This is a genomic window from Pandoraea sp. LA3, assembly GCF_022696215.1.
Classification (GTDB): Bacteria; Pseudomonadota; Gammaproteobacteria; order Burkholderiales; family Burkholderiaceae; genus Pandoraea; species Pandoraea capi.
In genome coordinates this window covers 171,165-193,564 of record NZ_PTPY01000022.1, presented here as the reverse complement: position 1 = coordinate 193,564, position 22,400 = coordinate 171,165, and the positions used below count along the sequence as shown (strand labels likewise).

Here is a 22,400-nt window from a genome sequence, read left to right as displayed (position 1 = left end):
GCATGGCATGCGCCTGAACCTGCGCGTCATGGTCAAGGACCCGGCCAAGGTCGTGGAACTGCGTGCGGCACTCGTCTCCGGCGGCAAGCCGATCAGCGAGACCTGGAGCTATCAGCTCCCGCCGTTCTCGGTAGCCAAGCACTAAGTTGCATTAAGTCCTGCGGTGGGGGGGGGGGGGGTGGGGGGCAGGAGCGACCCCCCCACCCCGGACAACACCAGACAAGAGAAAGGACGCACGAAGCGAAGTGTGTGGGTTTGTCTTGGTGGGGGGGGTGGGCCTGGGGGTCTCCCCCCCCCCCCCCCACCGCAGGACTTAATGCAACTTATTGCTTGGCTACCGAGAACGGCGGGAGCTGATAGCTCCAGGTCTCGCTGATCGGCTTGCCGCCGGAGACGAGTGCCGCACGCAGTTCCACGACCTTGGCCGGGTCCTTGACCATGACGCGCAGGTTCAGGCGCATGCCATGCGTGACCGGATTCGGTTGCAGCGTCTGCTCGATGATGGTGGCGTTGTCGCTCACGCTGACTTGCGGCGTGACCGAACCGGCGGGCAGCGTGGCGAGCGGGCCGCCGTCGAAGTCCACGATCAGGCCGGTGCTGCCGTCGAAGTGACGAATCAGGTTGGCCTGCGTGATTTCACCGGCGGTGCGAAGCGTTTGCTTCACCCAGGCGAGATTGCGATCGATGATGCCGCGCTCGTTCATCGTCCAGCGGATCGTGTAATCGGCCTGCAACGGCTGGCCCTTGGGCGGGAGTTGATCAGGCGTCCAGAACGCGCCGATGTTGTCGTTGGTCTCGTCCGGCGACGGAATCTCGACCAGTTCGACATGCCCCTTGCCCCAGTCGCCTTGCGGCTCGACCCATGCGCTCGGGCGCAGATCGTAGCGATCCTTCAGGTCTTCGTACTGCGAGAAATCGCGTCCGCGCTGAAGCAGGCCGAAGCCGCGCGGATTCGTCACCTGGAACTGGCTGATCGCGAGGTTGCGCGGATTGTTCAGCGGACGCCAGATCCACTCGCCATTGCCCGCGTGAATCGCCAGACCGTTCGAGTCGTGCAGTGCGGGACGGAAGTTGTACGGATCGCGCTGCTGATTCGGCCCGAACAGGAACATGCTGGTGAGTGGCGCAATGCCGAGCTTCGTCACCTTGTCGCGCATGAACACGCGCGCCTGCACCTTCAGCAGCGAATCGTCTCCCGGTGTGAGATCGAAGCGATACGCACCGGTCGCACGCTTCGAGTCGAGCAGCGCGTAGAACACGAGATGCTTGTCGCCTGCGTTCGGACGCTCGATCCAGAACTCGCGAAACGCCGGGAATTCTTCAGCGATGGGCAGGCCGGTATCGATGGCGAGTCCGCGTGCGGAGAGACCGTAGATCTGGCCCTTGCCGATGACGCGGAAATAACTCGCGCCGAGCACGCTCATGATCTCGTCGAGCTTGCCCGGTTCGTTGATCGGATACAGCACGCGAAAGCCCGCGTAACCGAGGTTATGCGTGGCGCTGCGGTCGAGCTTGAGGTCGCCGAAGTCGAAGCGGTTGCTGTCGTACTTGATCTCGTCGATCTTTGCGTTGCTGCCGTTGCCGACGATTTCGTTGATCTTCACCGGCGTGCTGAACTGCATGCCTTGATGATAGAAGCCGAGCTTGAACGCGGTGGGCTGATCGTTCCATTCGAACGCTTCGCGGCGCGGCTGGATCTTGATGTAGTCGCCGAACTGCATCTTCGCGAAGGCGGGCGTGAGGTTGCTTACCGGGGCCGCGTAGGGCTTGTCGGCGAGCGCTTTCGCGCGGGCGGTCACATCGTCGAGGGAGAACGCATGGGCATGCGCGGCACCCAGCAGGGCGGCACCGGCCAGGAGCGTGGGCACGAGCGCGCGTGCGCGTCGTTGCCAGGACATGGCGGGGGAAAACGAAACCACGAATCTCTCCAGTTGTTAGGGCGTGACGGCACAGCATACCGTGCGTGCCGTTCTGCCTGGCTTGGGCGGGCGAAAACCGCAGTTGTGTTCGCAGTTGCGTTGGCGGTCGCGTTCGCTGTTGCGTTGGTACGTAACGGTTTTCGTCGAAAACGAAGCGAAATCTCTCAAAAAATACCAATTGTGGCAAAGTATCGCACTTCGCGTTATGCATCCCGGCAGGTATCGATTTCGTTTTTGATTTCGATGTGCTGCGTCGCATAACTCCAGTTGATACGGCGGGGACGAGGTTCGATGCAGCGGCAGATGACGCCCGGCATCGCGAATCACGACCCGTCGCGCCACATTGGATCGCCATCAGATGAGAATGTTCTCCGCACTGGCCCTCGCGGCCAGTCTCGCCGCAGGTATCGCCGTCGTCATGCAGGCACCGGCCTTTGCCAGCACCGCTCAAGCCTCCGACAACGGTAAGCAGGGCGACGTTCCCGTCGCCATGCCGTCGGCCGCTGCCAAGCAGCGTTTCGTCGACGATCTCATCGCGCGCATGACGCTCGAAGAGAAGATCGGCCAGTTGCGCCTGATCAGCATCGGCTCGGAAATGCCGCAGCCGCAGCTCATCAAGGAAATTGCCGCCGGTCGCGTGGGCGGCACGTTCAACTCGGTCACGCGCAGCGAGAACCGTCCGTTGCAGGACGCGGCCGTCAAGCAAAGCCGCCTGAAGATTCCGATGTTCTTTGCGTACGACATCGTGCACGGGCATCGCACGGTGTTCCCGATCAGCCTCGGTCTCGCGTCGAGCTGGAATATGGATGTCGTGAAGCGCGCGGCGCGTGTGTCCGCCGTGGAAGCCGGCGCCGACGGCGTGGACGCCACGTTTGCGCCGATGGTCGACATCTCGCGCGATCCGCGCTGGGGACGCACCTCCGAAGGCTTCGGCGAAGATCCCTATCTGGTGTCGCAAAGCGCTCGCGCGAGCGTCGAGGGGTTTCAGGGCACGTCGCCCGCCAATCCGGACAGCCTGATGGCGTTCGTGAAGCACTTCGCGTTGTACGGCGCCGTGGAGGGCGGGCGCGATTACAACGTCGTCGACATGAGCCCGATGCGCATGTATCAGGACTATCTGCCGCCGTATCGCGCGGGCATCGACGCGGGCGCGGGCGGCGTGATGATTGCGCTGAACTCGATCAACGGCACGCCCGCCACGTCGAACAAATGGCTGCTGCGCGACGTGTTGCGCGGCGAATGGGGTTTCAAGGGCGTGACGGTGAGCGATCACGGCGCCATCGAAGAGCTGATGCGCCACGGTGTCGCCAGGGACGGCCGCGAAGCCGCCAAACTCGCGATCGAGGCCGGCGTGGACATGAGCATGGCCGATCAGCAGTACCTCAAGCAGTTGCCCGATCTCGTGAAGTCGGGCGACGTGCCGGTGAGCGTGATCGACGGCGCCGTGCGCGAGGTGCTCGGTGCGAAGTACGACATGGGGCTGTTCGCCGATCCGTATCGTCGCATCGGTAACGCTGCGCAGGATCCGAAGGATGTGAATGCGGAAGACCGTCTGCATCGCGACGCCGCGCGCGACATCGCGCGTCGCTCGCTGGTCCTGCTGGAGAACCAGCACGACACGCTGCCGCTACGCAAGACAGGCAAGGTGGCGGTGATCGGTCCGCTCGCCGATTCGAAGCTGGACATGCTCGGTAGCTGGTCGGCGGCGGGTAAGCCCGCGCAAGCCGTCTCGCTGCTGCAAGGCGTGCGCGACGCACTGGGCGCGAACGCTCAGGTGACATACGCACGCGGCGCGAACATCACCGACGACCCGCGTGTGGTCGAGTACCTCAACTTCCTCGACTGGGACAACCCGGAAGTCGTGCAGGACAAGCGCACGCCGCAGCAGATGATCGACGAAGCGGTGCAGGTCGCCCGCAATGCCGACACGCTGGTCGTGGCCGTGGGCGAGTCGCGCGGCATGTCGCATGAGGCATCGAGCCGTACTAGCCTGATGCTGCCGGGCAGTCAACTAGCGCTGTTGCAGGCGCTCAAAGCGACGGGCAAGCCGCTGGTCGTCGTGCTGATGAACGGTCGTCCGCTCGATCTGAACTGGGCGAAGGCGAACGCCGACGCCATGCTCGAAACCTGGTACGCCGGCACCGAAGGCGGCCATGCGATTGCGGATGTGCTGTTCGGCGATTACAACCCGTCGGGCAAGCTGCCGATCTCGTTCCCGCGCTCCATCGGCCAGATCCCGACGTACTACAACCAGTTGCGCATCGGCCGTCCGTTCACGCCGGGCAAGCCGGCGAACTACACGTCCCAATACTTCGAGGAAGACTCCGGCCCGTTGTATGCCTTCGGCTACGGCCTGAGCTACACGACGTTCGATGTCTCGAAGGTCAAACTCTCGGCGAAGACGCTCGCGAGCGGCGGCAAGCTCGATGCGAGCGTGACCGTGCGTAACACGGGCAAGCGCGAAGGCGAGACCGTCGTGCAGTTGTACTTGCAGGATGTCGCGGCGTCGATCGTGCGGCCGATCAAGGAGTTGAAGGGCTTTCAGAACGTGAGCCTGAAGCCGGGCGAAGCGCGCACGGTGCATTTCGCCATCGACGAAAGCCTGCTGAAGTTCTACAACGCGAAGCTGCAATACGTGGCCGAGCCGGGTGACTTCAATGTCCAGATCGGGCTTGACTCGCAGCAGCTCGAGCAGGCGACGTTCACGCTTCAGTAAGGTTTCAATAAGGTTTCGGCAACGTCGCGCGTTGCCGACTTCACCGGACCTCACGCCTGCGTCTGGAACTCCCCCGCGAGGAATTCCACGCAGGCGCGCACTTTGGCCGACGAGGCCACGCGCGACGGATACACCGCCCACACGTTGGCTGGCTGCGTGACGTCCGGCAGCACCTGCACCAGATCCCCGCGTGCGATCAGCGCCCCTACATCCCACATCGAACGCAACACGATGCCCTGACCGTCGAGCGCCCACTGCACGGCGACTTCGCCGTGGTTCGTCGAGAGCGGCCCGGTCACCTTGAGCGAGAGGGATTCGCCGCGCTGCTGCAACCGCCACATGCCGAACGGGTGATCGCGTTCCTTGATGACGATGCAGGCATGCCCGGCCAGATCGCTCAACTGACGCGGCGTGCCGTGCGTCTCCAGATACGCGGCAGACGCACAGAGCACGCGGTGGTTGTCCGCCAGCTTGCGCGCGATCAGGTGCGGGGCGATCTCGTCGCCGATGCGCACGTCGAGGTCGTAGCCTTCCGCCGCCACGTCGACGATCCGGTCGAACAGATCCAGTCGCACATTGAGTTGCGGATGCAGTGCGCGCAATCGCGACATGGCGGGCGCCACCACGTGCCGCCCGAACCCGAAGCTGCTCGACACCCGTAGCGTGCCGCGCGGCACCTGACGTGTGCTCGATACGTCTTCCATCAGGTGATTCACGTCGTCGAGAATCTTCTCGGCCCACGCGTAGACACGCTCGCCCGCGTCGGTGATCGCCACGCGCCGGGTCGAGCGATGCAGCAGCCGCGTGCCGAGATCGGCCTCCAGCATGCTCACGCGCTTGCTGACATAGGCGGGCGAGACCCCCAGCGCCTCGGCGGCGGCGGAGAAGCTGGCGCGGCGCGCGACCTGACAGAACACGCGCAGGTCGTCGAGATTGGGGTTGACGGGCAGGGGTTTATTCACGATTCGTGGATAGTGGATTAACCGATTGAGGGATTTTATCCGCCTTGGAATGGAATAATCTAGCGGCATCCATCAAACGTCCAGGAGACAAGACCATGACCGAAACGTCCCAACGCGCCCAGCGTCCGTTCAAGATCGCCGTGATCCCGGGCGACGGCATCGGCAAGGAAGTGATGCCGGAAGGCCTGCGCGTGCTCGACGCAGCCAGCAAGCGCTTCGGTATTCCCGTCGAGTATCAGCACATCGAGTGGGCGAGCTGCGATTACTACGTCGCGCATGGTCAGATGATGCCGGACGACTGGAAGCAGCAACTCGACGGCGTGGACGCGATTCTCTTCGGCGCGGTCGGCTGGCCCGAGACGGTGCCCGATCACATCTCGCTGTGGGGCTCGTTGCTGAAGTTCCGTCGCGAGTTCGATCAGTACATCAATCTGCGTCCGGCGCGGTTGTTCGACGGCGTGCCGTCACCGCTGGCGAATCGCAAGGCGGGCGACATCGATTTCATGATCGTGCGCGAGAACACTGAAGGCGAGTACTCGTCGGTCGGCGGGGTGATGTTCGAGGGCACGGAGCGTGAGTTCGTCGTGCAGGAGTCGGTGTTCACGCGTCACGGCACGGAGCGTGTGCTCAAGTTCGCATTCGATCTCGCGCAGCAACGCGAGCGCAAGCACGTGACGGTCGCGACCAAGAGCAACGGCATCTCGATCTCCATGCCGTGGTGGGACAAGCGCGCCGCCGAGACGGCCGCGAAGTATCCCGACATTACGTGGGACAAGCAGCACATTGACATTCTGTGCGCGCGCTTCGTGCTCAATCCGGATCGTTTCGATGTGGTGGTCGCATCGAATCTGTTCGGCGACATCCTGTCGGACCTCGGCCCGGCGTGTACCGGCACCATCGGCATTGCGCCGTCGGGCAACCTGAACCCGGAAGGCAAGTTCCCGTCGCTGTTCGAACCGGTGCACGGCTCGGCGCCGGACATCGCAGGCAAGAACATTGCCAACCCGATCGGCATGATCTGGACCGCCGCGATGATGCTCGACTTCATCGGTCGCGGCGATCAACGCACGCGCGACGCGCACGATGCGATCCTCGCGGCTATCACGCAGGTGATCAAGGACGGTCCGCGCACCGGCGACATGGGCGGGCGCGCGAACACGACCGAAGTCGGTCAGGCGATTGCGGCCGTCGTATCGGCCGGCTGATGGGCTGAGTGATCGAGTGAGTTAGACACCGTGCCTCCCGCTGCCGACGCAACGTCGCGCGGCGGGAAGTGACGGTTGGGCACCGCGGGAACACCGAGGTTCTCGCGGAACGTGCGGCCTTCGTACCGCGTGCGGAACAGGCCGCGCCGCTGCAACTCCGGCACCACCAGATCGACGAAGGACGTAATCCCCACGGGCGCGCTCGGGAACATGATGTTGAAGCCGTCGGCCGCGCCCGTCTCGAACCAGTGCTGGAAGTCGTCGGCAATCGATTGCGGCGTGCCGACCAGCACCCGGTGCCCGCCCCCGGTAAAGCGTGTGTAGAGCTGACGCACCGTCGGCTGCTCGCGTCGTATCCAGTCCACCAGCAGCTTCTGACGGCTCTTGTGCGAGTTCGTCTCCGGCACCGTGTCGGGGAGCGGCACTTTCGCATCGAAGGGCAGGCAGGCGAGATCGATGCCGAGGCTCGCGTAGTTCGTGAGCGCGTTCAGCACGACCGCCGGATCGCGATGCGAGAGCAGGCTGTCGTAGCGGTCTTCCGCTTCCGCTTGCGTGCGTCCCACGATGGGCGAGACGCCCGGCAGAATGAAGATGTGTTCCGGCCGTCGGCCGTACTTCAGCGCACGTGTCTTGACGTCCGCATAGAAGGCGCGCGCATCTTCGATGTCCTGTGCGGCCGTGTAAAGCAGTTCACCTGCGCGTGCGGCCAGTTCGCGTCCCGCTTCGCTCGACCCGGCCTGTGCGATCACCGGCCAGCCCTGCACCGGGCGCGGCGCGCTGAGCGGCCCGCGTACACGGAAGTGCTTGCCGCGATGATCCAGTGTGCGAATCCGCGACGGGTCTGCCCATTGGCCGGTCGCCTTGTCGCGCGGGAAGGCGTCGTCGGCATGGCTGTCCCATAGACCCGTTACCACGTCGTAAAACTCGTTCGCGCGCTCGTAGCGCACTGCATGATCGACGTGATCGTCGCGATTGAAGTTCTCGCCGCCGCCCGTGGACGTCACGAGATTCCAGCCGGCTCGGCCGCCCGACAGATGGTCGAGCGACGCGAAGGCGCGCGCCACGTTGTAAGGCTCGCTGTAGGTCGTGCTCACGGAGGCGACAAGGCCGATGTGCTTCGTCGCACCCGCCAGCCCGGCGAGCAGTACGACGGGGTCCCAGCGCGGCGCGCCGGGGCTGTGGGCGAGCGCGATCGGGTCCGTCGATACGAAGAGGTTGTCGAAGAAGAACAGCGCGTCGAAGCAACCGCGTTCGAGCTCCTGGGCGTAATGACGATAGCGTGCGAATTGCGAATAGGCGTCGGTGTCGGTATCGGGGTGACGCCAGCTATCGCCCTGCACGCCGGAACCCGACATGTAGGCGCCCAGCCGGAGTTTGCGGGCAGGTTGGCTCATGAGCTTGCTCTCGTTCGATTTCGGTAGACGGTCACGATAAGTGAGTCGGGCGCCAGACCACAAACAACGAAAGCCCATAAGCAAACCCACATAAGCAAACCTGCACGCGACGCGCTATGGATCGCATCAATCGATGGTTGGGGATGCGCGATCGCGTGCCTAGACTGGCGCATCCTCCACTGTTCCGGCCGCGTTTCCCGCGTGGCGATAACACATGACGACATCTGCCTTTCATGCCGCCGAGCCGGTGAACCCGGTGCTGGACGCGTTTATCGCCGCGTCCGCCATTGCCTTTGGGCTCTATGTGTCGCCGCCGTCGCGGGCGGCGATGGTGCGCGCGACACTGGCACGCTCTGCGAAGCGCGACCTGCGTGCGCGGGCTCGTAATGCCTGGCCGCTTTGGCGCACGCGATTGCGTCGCGCTACGGCAGCCGCGCTGAGCGTCGCGGCCATTCTGCCGTTTGCCGGCAAGGCGGCGGACAAGCCGGTGCTCGTCGTGGGCGATCAGGCGTACAACGCGCAGAGTCTCTTCGAAGCGTCCGGCGCATTGCAGGACGCGCCCTATACCGTCTCATGGAAGCAATTCCCGGCAGGCACGCCGGTGATCGAAGCGGTGAACGCCGGTGCGCTCGACATCGGCCTGCAAGGCGACGGCCCGGTACTGTTCCTCGCGGCGCAGGGCGCGCCGGTCAAGGTCATCGGGATCTATCGCGACAGTCCCGACAGTGTGGTGCTGCTCGCCGGTCCGCACACGCAAATCAAGACGGTGGCCGATCTGAAGGGCAAGACGGTCGCCATTACGCGCGGCGGCTGGTCGCAGCAACTGGTGCAGGCGGCGCTGACGTCCGCGGGCTTGCCGCTCGATGCCGTGAAGTACTCGTACCTCGCCTCGGTCGACTCGGCAGCGGCGTTGCAGGCGGGCAAGGTGGATGCGACGGCGACGTGGGAGCCGTACGTCACGCGCTTGCGTCAGGCGGGCGCGCGCACGGTGGTGACCGCACGCGGGCTGATCGCGGCGCAGAGCTATCTGTCGACGACGCAAAAGGTTATCGACACCAAGCGCGAGTTACTGGGGGATTTCGTGCAGCGTTATCAACGCGCGCGTGAATGGTCGCTGGCGGACCCGCGTCATATCGAGCGTTATGCCGACGTGTGGGCGGGCAAGTCGCGCGTCGATCCGAAGCTCGCGCATCAATGGTTCAGCACGTCGCGCATTCGCTACGAACCGCTTACGGATGCGGCGATTGCCGAGGCGCAGAAGAGTGTCGACGACTTCGTGAAGACCGGCACGCTCACCAAGGGCTTCGACGTGCGCGGTCTGTTCGATACGTCGTTCAACAAGTTCACGCAGGCTGCGCGCTGACGCGCGGCACACGCTGCACGCGCTCGCTGCCGAAGGCGCGCGGGCGCGGTGCATCGACCCGTTCGCGCAGCAGCGCCACGGCGCGTTGGGCGCGTGCCGAGAGCGGCCACTCTGCGCGATGAATCAACCACAGCGTGTCGACCACCGGCGGGCCGCAATCCACGACACGAATGGCATCCTGCGAGGCGAAGGCCTGTCGCGCGTACTGCGGAATGACGGTGAAGCCGAGACCGCGCGCGACATATTCGAGAATCAGACTGATCTGGTTCGTACAACCCTTGCACGGCAGGCTTCGCACGCCCGGATTGCCCGGGAAGCGACGGCTCAGCAAGCGCGTGGACATCGCTTCGCCGTCGGGGTGCTCGATGAAGCCGATACGCTTGAGGTCGTCCCACGTATGCACGTCTTCCCCCGCCGGCACCACGAGTTCGAGCGGTTCCTGCGTGAACGGCGTGGCCGTGAGCCGGGGATCGTCGGGGCGCAGCGTCACCAGTCCCAGTTCGAAGTGATTCTGTAGCACGCCCTCCAGCACTTCCCGGTCGGGCGCGAAACGGTGCCGCACCGCCATGGCCGGATTCGCCTGCTGCATGTCGAGCAGGATCGGGCACAGATACAACCCGATGCTGCCCGGCGTAATGAGCGTGATGTTGCCGCACTCCTCGTTGGCGTCCTCCAGACTGGAGCGCAGATGCCGCGCCGCGCACTCCACCTGCTCGCAGTAGACGAGTAACGCCTGCCCGGCCGGCGTGAGTTCGATCGCGCGCGGGCGACGCACCAGCAACGCCCCGAATTCCTCTTCCAGATGCTTGATGTGCTGACTCACGGCGGCCTGCGTGAGGCTCAGATGATCGGCCGTGCGCGTGAAGTTACCCAGCTCGGCGAGCGTGGCGAAGGATTTGAGCCACTGAGGATTTACCATAATGAAATGTTATCGAATCGATAATTTGCAGATAGTTTCTATTATAGCGATGTGCGTCTACCATTGCTCACGTCGACCTTTTGACGGTCGAGGCGCCGGAAAAGCCGCCGTGGGCCGCAGGCTCCGCCTTCTCAGGCGCCGCTATCCCCTGACAACCCCCCGAATCGAGAATTCTCATGTCTGCCCTGTTTTCCCCGTTTGAACTGAAAAGCGTGAAGCTGCGCAACCGCGTGGCGATTCCGCCGATGTGCCAGTACAGCGCCGTCGATGGCGTGACCAACGACTGGCACCTGGCCCATTACGCCAGCCTCGCGCGCGGTGGCGCCGGTCTGGTGATCGTGGAGGCGACCGCCGTCTCGCCCGAAGGCCGCATCACGCCGGGATGCACCGGCTTGTGGAACGACGAACAGGCGCAGGGCATGGCGCGCATCGCTGCGGCCATCAAGTCGCACGGCGCGGTACCTGGTATCCAGATCGCCCACGCCGGTCGCAAGGCCAGCGCGAACCGTCCGTGGGAAGGCGACGATCACATCGCTGAAGACGATTCGCGTGGCTGGCCGACGATTGCGCCGTCCGCCGTGGCGTTCGGCAAGCATCTCGGCAAGGTGCCCACGGCCATGACGCTCGACGACATCGCACGGGTGAAGGCCGATTTCGTGGCGGCTGCGCGTCGTGCGCTCGCCGCCGGTTTCGAGTGGCTGGAGCTGCACTTCGCGCACGGCTATCTGGCGCAGAGCTTCTTCTCGCTGCATTCGAATCAGCGCGACGACGCCTACGGTGGTGATCTCGCCGGCCGCGGCCGCTTCCTGCTGGAGACGTTGGCGGCCGTGCGTGAAGTGTGGCCGGATCATTTGCCGCTGACGGCCCGTTTCGGCGTGCTCGAATACGACGGTCGCGACGAAGAGACGCTCGCGGAATCGATCGAACTCACGCGTCAGATGCGTGAAGGCGGTCTGGACCTGCTCAACGTGAGCGTGGGCTTCTCGACGTATGAAGCGAAGATTCCCTGGGGTTCGGCATTCCTCGCGCCCATCGCCGAGCGTGTGAAGAAGGAAGCGGGCATCGCCGTCGCCTCGTCGTGGGGGATCGACGACCCGCACGCGGCCAATCGTGTGGTGGCCGATGGGCAGATGGACCTCGTGATGATCGGCCGCGCACTGCTCGCCAACCCGCACTGGCCGTACTACGCCGCTCGCGAACTCGATCTGGACCGTCCGTCGTGGGTGCTGCCCGCGCCGTATGCGCACTGGCTTGAGCGTTACGCCGTGCAGCGCGCCGCGTAATTCACCGCGCAATACAGCGAGTAATACGCCACGTAATTCGTCGCGTAGCGTGCCGCGCAGTGCGCGCAGGCACAGACCCGTCGGCTCGGCGGGCGAAAGCACCAACGCATGAAAGACAGCGCCCCCGGACGTCGGAAGACGCCGGGGGCGTTGTCGTATCCTGCGCGCCGGATCAGGTCGCGCCGGTGGTGACGGGCCGCAGCGTCTGCGGCTGCTTGAGGTCTTCGAGAACGGTTTTCTTCGTGCGATGCGCGTCGGAGGCATCGGAGAGAACTTTCCAGAAATCGTTGTTGGTCGACGACATCGTGATGTTCTGCCCCAGATCGGCGAGTTCGGTGAGCAGTGTGGCTGCCGTCGTGGCGCGATAGAACTCCGGATGGAATTGCAGCATGACGGCGGGTGCCGCGCCCGAATGCGCGCCTTCCACCGCTTTGACGAGGTCCTTGTACACGACCGACGGTTTGAGGCTGCCCGCCGGCGCCTGCATCGACACGGGAATCGCCTGGTGATGCGCCACGGTGCTCAGAATCGATTTGCGCATGGCCTCGCCGTACAACCCGTTGCGGCTCTCCTCCGTCAGCTTGAAGCGTTGCAGGCCCTTGTGACCCTCCACGTGCTGCTGCATCTGCGCGCCGAAGTACACGTTGGCCATCTGGAAGCCACGGCACACGGCGAGCATCGGAATGCCCTTGTTGGTGGACTCGCGAATGAGCGCCAGTTCCAGCGCGGAGCGCCGGTAGTCGCCACCCCAGTTCGTCTTCGGATCCTGCGCGGCGCCGTACAAGGCGGGCGGCACGTCTTCACCGCCGGGCAGGACGATGGCGTTCACATGCTCGCCGAGCTTCTGCGCCTTGGCGACGATGGACGACAACTGCGGATGAGCGTCGGGATGGTCGTCGATCTCACGCAACAGCCGTTGACCGATAGGAAGGTCGTGAGGCGTGTATTCGCCGACCGTGCCGAGGGCGGTGTCCATCTCGCGGTTGATCGCCGTCAGCTCGGTCGATTGCGGCTGCATCGTGATGCGCAACGGCACGTTGTTCGCCGCCTGATCGAGCTTCATGAAGACCTTCGGCACCGTGACGCCGCGCACTTCGGGATTGATCAGGATCGCGGCGAGCGGTTTGGTCGTCACGGCGGTATCGCGCGACGCGTCGTCCACCTCGAAGTTCGGCAACGTGCCGAAGAACGCCGCATTCGTCAGATGGCTGTTGTGGATCGACGAGCGTGCGACGTTGGCGTCGAGGAAATGGGTGCCGGCGAGCGTCACCGTATCAAAGCGCGAATCGGCGATGTGGGTGTCTTCGAAACTGCCGCTGACGATGTCGCACCGCTGGAACGTCACGGCGTGCAGCGACGAGCCGGTCATCATCGTCTCACGCATGATGCAGTCCTCGAAGATGCAGTTGTCGAGCGACGCCTTCATGAACGACGCATTGTTCAGACGGCATCCGGCGAAGCGCGTGCCGGACAGACTCGCCGTGCCGAAGTGGCTCCAGTCGAAGTGGCAATTGACGAACGACAGGCCGTCGAGCTTCGCGTGCTTGAGCAGTGTGCTGTCGGAGAGCGTGAGGTTGGCGATCCGCGTCGAGAATCCGGCGGCGCGCAGTTGTGCGGCCACGTCGACAGGCGCATCGCCATCGGCCGCTTTCGCCTTGGCGATCAGCTTCTCCAACTGCACCTTGTTGACGGAAGGCAACGCGGCGCCGTGATCGCCGGGCGCGGGTTCGGCCAGCTTGTCGGACACCCGCGACCGGACGATGTTCTTCGCGGACCGCGCCGAGAAATGACCGATGGCGTCGGCCGCATGTCTGAGCGCGGAGCGCCGGTCGACGGGCCGTGTCAGATTGATGGGCGCGGCGCGTGCGGCGGAGATTTTGCCCTTGAGCGCTTGCGTCGCCTGTTCGTCGGGGTTCTGGGTCAGCAGCGTTTGTCGTTCGCGAAACGACAGCCCTTTCTTGAACGCCTTCATCTGCAAGGGCGTCAGGTTCAGGGTCTGTTCGGCGGCAGGCGGTGCGGGCTGCGCCGGGGTCGACGACGCCTTCGGAGGCTGCGCAGGCGTTTCTGCATCTGCCGTGGTGCGCGCCGGCGTCGTATTGAGTGTGAGATGTGATGGCATGAGCGACGTCCCGGGCACGGCGCTGGCCGGGATCGCCAGATCGAAGTGTGCCCTTATCGCTTCAACTTACTCGTCGCGCACGAAAGGTGCGGCGCGCGCAACGAAGTCAGCTTCCGTAAACCGAACGCTTCGACGAAGAGCGTACGTGTCGCGATAAGACCAAGGGCTTATGCGCCCCCTGGCCGTTCGTCATCACCAGTTGATGTCCACGCAAAGCACATGCAGCCCTTGCTTGGCGGGTGACGCGATCGATGCCGTCACGCACAGGTGCGCTTCGTTGATCGAGAGATACGGCGGCGTGAAGTGCACTTCGCCGGGCGCGCGCATGGCTTCGATGAAGTACGGACGCCGTGCCCAGTTCGCGCCTTCCGAATGCAGCAGCGGACGGAAGCGTTTGGCGCGCTGCGACGAGTGGCTGTGCGGCAGCACGTTGTCGCCGATCTGACGACCGGCGGCGTCGAGCAGGAAGCATCGGGCAGCGTCGGGCAGCGCCAGCAGATCGTGCGTTGCCTGACGAATGTCCTGCCCTTGTGCGAGGCGTGCCGCCGCCGACTCGATGCCGGCGACATACGGGGCCAGTCGCGCGTGCTCGGCACGCTCACGTTCGACGAGTTGGGTGCGAAGCGCAGACGACAGCGCATCCATGCGCTCGGCGGCCACTTTCGGCGGGACGGGATCGAAATCCGGTGCGGCGAAGTACTGCCCCTGCACGAAGTCGACGTTGCACTCCAGCGCGATCAACGCTTCGCGATCCGTCGTAAGGCCACCCATCATCACCAGTTGCCCCGACTCGTGCAGCAACGACACCAGCCCCGGCAACACGCGCGCAAGGTGCGACTGCTCCGTCGCCTGCGCAAGAATGCCGCGATCGAGCACCACGATATCCGGGCGCAGATCCCACACGCGATCGATGTTCGAGTGCTTGGCGCCGAAACCGCCCAGCGCGAGCAGGAAGCCCGCCTTGCGCAGACTGCCGACGATGGCCCCGAAGCGCGGCGTGTCGCCACCGGCCTGCTCGGGCACTTCGAGCACCACACGCTGCGGCGACAGGCCCGACGCTTTCAGTGTGGCGATGAGCGCGTCGCCATAGACCGTGTCCATGAGCGCGGCGGGGTGCAGATTCAGAAAGAGCCACGCATCGCGGCTGTCGAACTCGTGGAAGTTGCCCAGATGCAGCGACTCGGCGAGTCGCCCCAGTTCCAGCATGTCGCCGTGGCGCGCGGCCATCGTGAAGACCTCGTGCGACGGCACGTGACGCCCCTGTGCGTCGTGCGCGCGCAGCGACGCGTGATAACCGATCGCGCGCCGGTGCGAGACCGAGAACACCGGCTGGAAGACGCTGGAGATCGTGAAATCGCCATAGATGACGATGCGCCGACCGTCTTCGGCTGCCGTCAGTCGGGGCGGCAAGAGTCCGGGGGCGTCGAGGTCGGTCATGGTCATGGTCGTGACAAGCGCGGGGGCGGCAAGGATATGTACAGAATAGGAGAGCAAGAAGCGTGCTCAAAGGCGCGCGCTATTGTCCCCGATTTTTCCGCCGATTTCCGCCTGTCTTGTGACGCGTCGCACCAGAGAATGCCGTTTTCGCACCAAAGTGGGGCGAGAACGCGAGGTGCGACGATATGCGCAACTGCGGCAAACCGGCTGCGCTGTCTGCGTAGCTTGCCGTCAGGGCGCGAGCCGCTGTGCCCGTAGCGCCACGCGCGCGAGCGCGAGCGCGCAAACCACGTTGAAGACGTGCAGACCGCCCGGGCCCAGCACCGTCACGACCACGGAGGCGATCATCGGCCCGAGCAGGCCGCCGACCGAGAAAAGGATGAGCAGGGTCGCGCTCACGCCGATGCGCCGTTCCGGCTCGGTGCGGTCGTTCACGTGCGAGACGATCAGCCCGTACTGCGTGAAGTTCACGGCCGAGAACAGGAACATCAGCACGAAGACGAGCCAGTGCGCCTGAATGAAGATCAACGGCGCGCAGAACACGGCCGACGCGAGCGCCAGACGCCGCGACACCGTGCGACGGTCCATCCGGTCCGACAAACGGCCGACCGGCCATTGCATGAGCAGCGCACCGAACAGCGCCACGCCCATCAGCGTCGACAGACTGCCGATGGAAAAGCCGATGCGCGTGAGATAGACGGGCATCATCGCGTAGAACGCGCTGTACAGAAAGCCCGCGAGAATGCAGCCCGGAATGGCGATGGGCGTGGCGCGCGCCATTTCCGTGATGCTGTCGAACAGGCTCATCGCCGGTTGTTTGACGAGACGCTCGTCGGCCACGCGCGTGGGCCAGCCCTGCATGAGCGTGATCGGCAGAATGGCGGCGACGAACAACCCCGCGACGAGCAGCAACTGGCCTTCGCTGCCAGCCTCGCCGATGTTGAGCAGGAACTGCCCCGCGCTGACCGCCAGATAGTTGATGGTGAGATACGAGCCGAAAACGCGTCCGCGCATGGTGTTCGGCACGGAGCCGTTGAGCCAGCTCTCCACGGTGGTGTACATGCCCATGAGCGCCAGGCCGGTGCCTACGCGCAGCAGGCACAGCAGGAGCATGGATTCGCTCACGGCGAAGCCCATCACGAACAGCGCGGCGAGCGCGGTGAACGCCACGAACGCGCGATGCTGGCCGATACGCTCGATCAGCGACCGGTTGTAGAACGCGCCGAGCAGGAAGCCCGCGTAGTAGCACGACTGAATCACGCCGATGGTGAACGTCGACGCACCGTACTTGAGGGCATGAAAGGGCACCGCCGTGACGAACAGCCCGTTGCCCACGACGAGCACGCCGTAGCCCAGCAGAATGCCCATGAGCGCGGGGTAGACGCTGATGGGCAGGGGCACGGCATCTGCCGGCGCGGGGCCGGGCGGCGTCGAGGGCGCGCCGAGCAAGCCGGCTTCGGACAACGGGCCGGGACGATCAGGCTCGTCTTCGGCAATAGCGGTATCTAGCGACGGATCTCGCTGCATTCGGAATAGAGTGGGCCAGAGAATGGGGGGCAAAGGCTTGCACGTGCCTTCATCATCGCACGAGATGACTTTCCGCCGTACTGACGAGGGTCATGCCGACGCGAGATTTTGCGATCCCCTTATTCCCTTATCCCGTAACCGCAAAAGCAAAGGGCGTGTCCGATTGTCGGACACGCCCTTGCGATTGCCGCTCTCGCCAGACACCGGCCTTCCCCCGAAGGCCCCAGTCAAATGGCGTTCGCGTCAGGCCACGCTCAATGCTCGGTCACCCCAGCCCCGTGCCAGACCTGCTCGCGACGCTTGCGACTGCCGATCCACGCGGCCGACAGTGCGCTGATGAGACCGGCGATCAGCACGTAGATACAGATCATCCACGGCTCGCCGCCGTTCTTCTGCAACAGGTACGTGGCGATGATCGGGCTCAGGCCGCTCGCGAAGATGCCGGAGAACTGATAGACGAACGAGATGCCGGTGTAGCGCACCTTGGCGTCGAACAGTTCGGAGAAGAGTGCCGCTTCCGGACCGTAGACCGACGCGTAGATCACGCCCAGCGGGATCACGATGGACAGCCACACGAGCATCACGCTGCCGCCGCTCGCCTTCATCAGCCAGAAGCCCGCGAACGACGACAGACCGGTGGCGAGCGAGCCCCAGAAGTAGATGCGGGTACGGCCGATCTTGTCGGACAGCTTGCCGAAGAACGGAATCGTGAAGATCATCACGAACGCGGCGGCCATCACGCCGGTGAGCGCTTCGGTCTGCGAGAGCTTGAGCGTCTGCGTGAGGTAAGCGATCGAGAACACGCCGAAGATGTTGAAGAACACCCCGTCGATGAAGCGTGCGCCCATACCTGCCAGCACATTGCCCGGGCTCTTGGTGAGCACTTCGGCAATCGGAATCTTGATCTCGGCGCCCGCCTTCTTGATCTTCGAGAACTCCGGCGTTTCCATCACGTTCAGGCGAATGTACATGCCGATGGCGACGAGTCCGACCGACAGGAAGAACGCCACACGCCAGCCCCACGCGAGGAACTGCGCGTTGGTCAGCGTGTACGACAGCACCGCGACCACGCCGGACGCCAGACACAGACCGAGCGCCAGCCCGACTTGCGGAATGCTGGCGTAGTAGCCGCGCTTCTCCTTCGGCGCGTATTCGAACGCCATGAGCACCGCGCCGCCCCATTCGCCACCGAGCCCGATACCTTGCAGCACACGCAGCAGGAGCAGCAGCACGGGCGCCCACAGCCCGATCTGCGCATACGTCGGCACCAGGCCGATAAGCATGGTGGCGATGCCCATGATGGTGAGTGTCATCACGAGCATGCTCTTGCGCCCGAGCTTGTCGCCGAAGTGCCCGAAGATCACGCCGCCGAGGGGACGGCTCAGGAAGCCGACCGCGAACGTGCCGTAGGCGAGCATCGTCGAGACGAGCGGGTCGCCGCCGGGGAAGTACAGCTTGTTGAACACGATGCCGGCGACGACGCCGTAGAGAAAGAAGTCGTACCACTCGATGGTGGCGCCGATGAGACTGGCGACGACGACCCGGCGCATCTGCCGGGCGTCGGTCTGGGTCGATGCATTCATGGTTGTCTCCGAATCTTGTAATGGTTGGGGGTGCATGTGTCGGGTGGGACTGACTAAACCGCCAGCGCGATCTCCGCAGGCGCCTCCTTGCTGCCGCGGATTTCCTGCATGCCCGACGCTTGCTTCCTGTCTTCGAGAATCATGTCGGCCGCCTTCTCGGCAATCATGATGGTCGGTGCATTCGTGTTGCCGGAGACCAGCTCCGGCATGATCGAGGCGTCCACGACGCGCAGCGCCGCGAGACCGTGCACGCGCAGCCGGTCGTCGACCACCGCCATGCTGTCGTCACCCATCTTGCAGGTGCCTGCGGGGTGATAGATCGACTGGCTGAACTGACGCGCGGCCTGAAGCAGTTCGTCGTCGCTCTGATACTGCGCGCCGGGCACGAACTCGCTGATGATGTGGGGCGCGAGCGACGGGGCGCACGCAATGCGGCGCGCGACCTTGATGCCGTCGATCACCACGCGATGATCGCGTTCGTCCGACAGGTAGTTGGCATGAATCGAGGGGTATTGCAGCGGATCGTTGCCGCGAATTTCCACGCTGCCGCGACTGTACGGGCGCAACTGGCAGACGGACGACGTGAAGGCCGAGAAACGATGGGCGCCCTTGCCGGGTTTGTCGGCGGACAGCGGCTGCATATGGAACTGGATATCGGGGCGCGTGAGTTCCGGGCGCGAGCGCGTGAAGATCGTCACCTGACTGGCGGCGAGCGTGAGCGGGCCGGTGCGGAACAGTGCGTATTGCAGGCCGATGAGCGCTTTGCGCAACGGGTTGTTCACCTCGTCGTTGAGGGTGCGCTCGCGAGTCTTGAAGACGAGCCGCACTTGCAGATGGTCTTGCAGGTTCTGGCCGACGCCGGGCAACGCATGACGCAACGCGACGCCCGCTTTCGCGAGCACCGTCGTCGGGCCGACGCCCGAGTTTTGCAGCAACTGCGGCGAGCCGATGGCGCCGGCCGCGAGAATGACTTCGACACGTGCGCGCGCCTTCTTGCGCTGGCCGTCTTGCAGATACTCGACGCCGACGGCGCGTTTGCCTTCGAACAGCACACGACACGTCTGGGCACGCGTCTCGACGATCAGATTGCGACGATGGCGCGCCGGCTTGAGAAAGCCCTTCGCCGTACTCCAGCGAAAGCCTCGGAATGCCGTCTGCTGGAAGTAGCCGACGCCTTCCTGCGTCGCGCCGTTGTAGTCCTCGTTGAACGGAATGCCCGTATCCTTCGCGGCGGCGATGAAATGCTCGGCGATGGGACGCCGCAGTCGAAGATCCGACACCTTCAGCGGCCCGCCTGCGCCGTGATACTCGCTCGCACCGTGCTCCTGATCTTCGGACTTGCGGAAGTAGGGCAGCACGTCGGCATAGCGCCAGCCGCGATTGCCCAGCTCGGCCCAATGGTCGTAATCCTCGCGTTGGCCGCGCACATACAGCAGACCGTTGAGCGAACTCGATCCACCGAGCACCTTGCCGCGCGGCCAGTCGATCTGACGGTCTGCCACGTTGGCGTCGGCCTCGGTGCGATAGCACCAGTCCAGCTCGGGGTCGTGCATGGTCTTGAAATAGCCGACCGGGATGTGAATCCAGGGATTGCTATCGGGCCCGCCGGCTTCGAGCAACAGCACCCGGTTCGCGGGATCTGCGCTCAGACGATTGGCGAGCACGCAACCTGCCGAGCCCGCACCGACGATCAGATAGTCGACCTCATGTTCCATACCGCCTGTCTCCTGCTTGACGTTTGCGTCCCGTTTGCATCCCCATCGGATGAAACGATTCGTTTCGGTTTGTTTCGATCCAATGTCGGCGAGCGAAGGACAAATGCCAAGCGAAAAAAAGCCGGAGACAGGAAACTGAAACGGATTTCGCGCTTGCCGTCTCATAACCGAGCGATTGCTGCGGCGCATCTGCGGGGTTTTACTTAGTCGATGCTGCGATGACGAACGATGCGCGCGCGACGTGGCCGAACGTGAATGCCGCGTCGCTCACGGGTAATCCCGGGGCTGATCGTCGATCAAAAATTGGTATATTTTGTTTCTTTTATTGATCGAAATGCATTTCGGGTGGACGCGCTCAGGAGGCGTTTGATGCGGGAAGCGCAGCAGGAAGCGAGACTGGAAACAAGGCAGGACGCGAAGCAAGACACACAGCAAGTCACGCGCGACACCGGCACGCTGGACGACGCCGATCTGCGCGCGAGCGACGAGGCGCGCAATCTTCGCGCGCTGGCCGTCATCGAGCGTCTGGCGATGGCCGGGCAGCCGTACACGCTGTCGCAACTGGCCTCGCGTCTGTCGATTCCCAAGGCCACGCTCATGCGGCTGATCGAAGCGCTGGAAGTGTGCGGCTACGTCTCGCATGTTCCCGATTCGCGCGGCTCGGAGCGCGGTCTGTCGCTGGGCCCGCGTGCGGCGCGTCTCGCGCTCGTCACGCTTGCGAACAACAACTTCACGCGGGCGGCGAGATCCTTACTGCGTGCGCTGGTGGATCGTGTGGGCGAGACCGTCAACCTCACCGCGCTCGACGGCGACGAAGTTCTCTACATCGAACGGGTAGAAACGAACGAACCGCTGCGCATGCAGATGCACCCGGGCATGCGCGTGCCGTTGCACTGCACGGCGAGCGGCAAGCTGTTTCTGTCGCAGATGCCCGTGGCGGAGCGTCGTGCCGTGCTCTCGCGACTGTCGCTCAAGCGGATGACACCGAGAACGATTACGGACGTCAGCCTGCTCGAAGCCGAACTGGACCGGCTCGCCGCGCGCGGGATCGGTATCGACAACGAGGAGTTCGTGCGCGGCATGGTCGCCGTCGGCGTGCCGGTGCGTGCGCCGGAGGACGGTCACGTGCGCGCGGTGCTCGCCGTGCATGGGCCGACGGCGCGCGTGACGCTGGAGCAATTGATGGGATTGGTGCCGACGTTGCGCGAGACGGCGACGGCGCTCGCGCCGCTGCTCGACTGGCAGCGGGCAAGCAAGGCAGAGGCGTTGGCGAAAAAAGCGGAAGCGGAGAAAACCGAAGACGGCGCGGATCGGGCGAAGGTCGTCTGACGAGACCGTGACACCCGCGCGATCGATGTTTCAGAACGTCTTCGCCAGTTCCTTGGCCGCTTCCTGAAGACGCGGCACGAACTCCATCGCCCTGGACAGCGACGTACGCGACACCGGCGCATGCACGGCCACTGCCGCGATGCAGGCCCCGTCTTCCTTGAGGACGGGCGCCGCCACGCATGCAATACCCAGCACGAACTCTTCGTTATCGACAGCAATGCCTTTGTGCGCAATGCGGTCGAGTTCGCTTTCCAGCAATTCAGGATCGGTCAGCGTGTTCGGCGTGAAGCGCTGCAATTTCATTGCACGCAACAGGGCGGCGCGCTGCTCGCGAGGCATCATCGCCAGCAGCAGCTTGCCGCTTGCGCTGCTGTGCGCGGGCACGTGCGAACCCGGTTTCAGATCGAGACGCAGCGGCCACGGCGCTTCCATACGATCGAGATAGAGCACCTCGGTCTCATGCAACATCGTGAGGTTGCAGGTCTCGCCGAGATCGGCCACGAGACGCCCGAGAATCGCATGGCGCATGCGTCGCGCACCGGCCTGCATCATCACGCCGAGGCTCAGTTGCGCCAGACGCGGGCCGATCACATAAGCGTTCTTCTGGCCCGGTTCGCGAATCACCAGTCCGCCGGCTTCGAGCGAGCCGAGCATGCGGTGCAGCGATGCTTTCGGCATCTGAATGTCGTGCGCCATGTCCGCGAGCGAGACGGGCGCGTCGGCAGCGACGAGATATTCGAGCAGCGCGAACGCCCGCAGGGTCGGCGTATCCGCCTTGTTGTCGGAGGGGGAGTCGTGCTGAATCGCTACGTCGTTCATATGCGCCGTTCCGGAAAATGGATCAGCGGTATTGTACCCAAACAGGTTCTCGACCGGCATTGGCAAGGTTCCGATGCGTTTCAGTTCTCCCGAATCTAGACGAGCCGTCG

At 64.3% G+C, this 22,400-nt stretch carries 15 protein-coding genes; 5 read left to right on the top strand and 10 right to left on the bottom strand.

The annotated features are described in order from the left end of the window. Positions 1-323: 323 nt before the first annotated feature. Positions 324-1,898, bottom strand: coding sequence for a glucan biosynthesis protein G (locus tag C5N93_RS05155; protein ID WP_242558519.1), 1,575 nt, complete (start codon positions 1,896-1,898; stop codon positions 324-326). 379 nt (positions 1,899-2,277) lie between these two features. Here C5N93_RS05155 and bglX point away from each other — a divergent pair, with 379 nt between their 5' ends. Then, a complete protein-coding gene (gene bglX, locus C5N93_RS05150) occupies positions 2,278-4,635 on the top strand; it encodes a beta-glucosidase BglX (RefSeq protein ID WP_242558509.1) in 2,358 nt (785 codons plus the stop codon). A gap of 50 nt (positions 4,636-4,685) precedes the next feature. On the opposite strand, the gene C5N93_RS05145 is transcribed toward bglX, so the two are convergent. Beyond that, the gene (locus C5N93_RS05145; RefSeq protein ID WP_242558508.1) at positions 4,686-5,597 is read right to left on the bottom strand and encodes a LysR family transcriptional regulator; all 912 of its coding nucleotides are present in this window, start codon (positions 5,595-5,597) and stop codon (positions 4,686-4,688) included. 95 nt (positions 5,598-5,692) lie between these two features. On the opposite strand from C5N93_RS05145, the gene C5N93_RS05140 reads away from it, so the two are divergent. After that, positions 5,693-6,802 carry a tartrate dehydrogenase gene (locus tag C5N93_RS05140; RefSeq protein ID WP_242558507.1) on the top strand — a complete coding sequence of 370 codons (1,110 nt, stop codon included), beginning with the start codon at positions 5,693-5,695 and terminating at the stop codon, positions 6,800-6,802. Here the strand turns inward: C5N93_RS05140 and C5N93_RS05135 are convergent. Continuing rightward, the gene (locus C5N93_RS05135; RefSeq protein ID WP_242558506.1) at positions 6,769-8,196 is read right to left on the bottom strand and encodes an LLM class flavin-dependent oxidoreductase; all 1,428 of its coding nucleotides are present in this window, start codon (positions 8,194-8,196) and stop codon (positions 6,769-6,771) included. The genes C5N93_RS05140 and C5N93_RS05135 overlap by 34 nt on opposite strands. Before the next feature lie 214 nt (positions 8,197-8,410). Between C5N93_RS05135 and C5N93_RS05130 the strand changes: the two genes are divergently transcribed. Next, entirely contained in the window at positions 8,411-9,559 is a 1,149-nt protein-coding gene (locus C5N93_RS05130; RefSeq protein ID WP_242558505.1) for an ABC transporter substrate-binding protein, read from the top strand. Here C5N93_RS05130 and C5N93_RS05125 read toward each other — a convergent pair. Then, on the bottom strand, positions 9,540-10,478 hold the full coding sequence (locus tag C5N93_RS05125) for a LysR family transcriptional regulator (protein WP_242558504.1): 939 nt from the start codon (positions 10,476-10,478) through the stop codon (positions 9,540-9,542). The two genes, C5N93_RS05130 and C5N93_RS05125, sit on opposite strands and share 20 nt — an antisense overlap. Positions 10,479-10,654: 176 nt before the next feature. Between C5N93_RS05125 and C5N93_RS05120 the strand changes: the two genes are divergently transcribed. Continuing rightward, positions 10,655-11,761, top strand: a complete 1,107-nt coding sequence (locus tag C5N93_RS05120) for an NADH:flavin oxidoreductase/NADH oxidase (RefSeq protein ID WP_150721951.1) — start codon at positions 10,655-10,657, stop codon at positions 11,759-11,761. Between the two features lie 172 nt (positions 11,762-11,933). On the opposite strand, the gene C5N93_RS05115 is transcribed toward C5N93_RS05120, so the two are convergent. The 5 genes from C5N93_RS05115 to C5N93_RS05095 form a co-directional block, all read right to left on the bottom strand. After that, the gene (locus C5N93_RS05115) at positions 11,934-13,880 is read right to left on the bottom strand and encodes a gamma-glutamyl-gamma-aminobutyrate hydrolase family protein (RefSeq protein ID WP_242558503.1); all 1,947 of its coding nucleotides are present in this window, start codon (positions 13,878-13,880) and stop codon (positions 11,934-11,936) included. Positions 13,881-14,072: 192 nt separating this feature from the next. Then, a complete protein-coding gene (locus C5N93_RS05110) occupies positions 14,073-15,323 on the bottom strand; it encodes an EAL domain-containing protein (RefSeq protein ID WP_242558502.1) in 1,251 nt (416 codons plus the stop codon). Positions 15,324-15,548: 225 nt separating this feature from the next. Next, positions 15,549-16,844, bottom strand: a complete 1,296-nt coding sequence (locus C5N93_RS05105) for an MFS transporter (RefSeq protein ID WP_069340143.1) — start codon at positions 16,842-16,844, stop codon at positions 15,549-15,551. 254 nt (positions 16,845-17,098) lie between these two features. Further along, positions 17,099-18,427: an MFS transporter gene (locus C5N93_RS05100; protein ID WP_242558501.1), complete on the bottom strand. Its 1,329-nt coding sequence runs from the start codon at positions 18,425-18,427 to the stop codon at positions 17,099-17,101. Positions 18,428-18,480: 53 nt separating this feature from the next. Continuing rightward, on the bottom strand, positions 18,481-20,142 hold the full coding sequence (locus tag C5N93_RS05095; protein WP_150721956.1) for a choline dehydrogenase: 1,662 nt from the start codon (positions 20,140-20,142) through the stop codon (positions 18,481-18,483). A gap of 369 nt (positions 20,143-20,511) precedes the next feature. On the opposite strand from C5N93_RS05095, the gene C5N93_RS05090 reads away from it, so the two are divergent. Beyond that, positions 20,512-21,471, top strand: a complete 960-nt coding sequence (locus C5N93_RS05090) for an IclR family transcriptional regulator (RefSeq protein ID WP_277990209.1) — start codon at positions 20,512-20,514, stop codon at positions 21,469-21,471. A 30-nt stretch (positions 21,472-21,501) separates the two neighbouring features. Here C5N93_RS05090 and C5N93_RS05085 read toward each other — a convergent pair whose 3' ends face one another. Then, the gene (locus tag C5N93_RS05085) at positions 21,502-22,290 is read right to left on the bottom strand and encodes an IclR family transcriptional regulator (RefSeq protein ID WP_069340140.1); all 789 of its coding nucleotides are present in this window, start codon (positions 22,288-22,290) and stop codon (positions 21,502-21,504) included. Positions 22,291-22,400 lie beyond the last annotated feature (110 nt).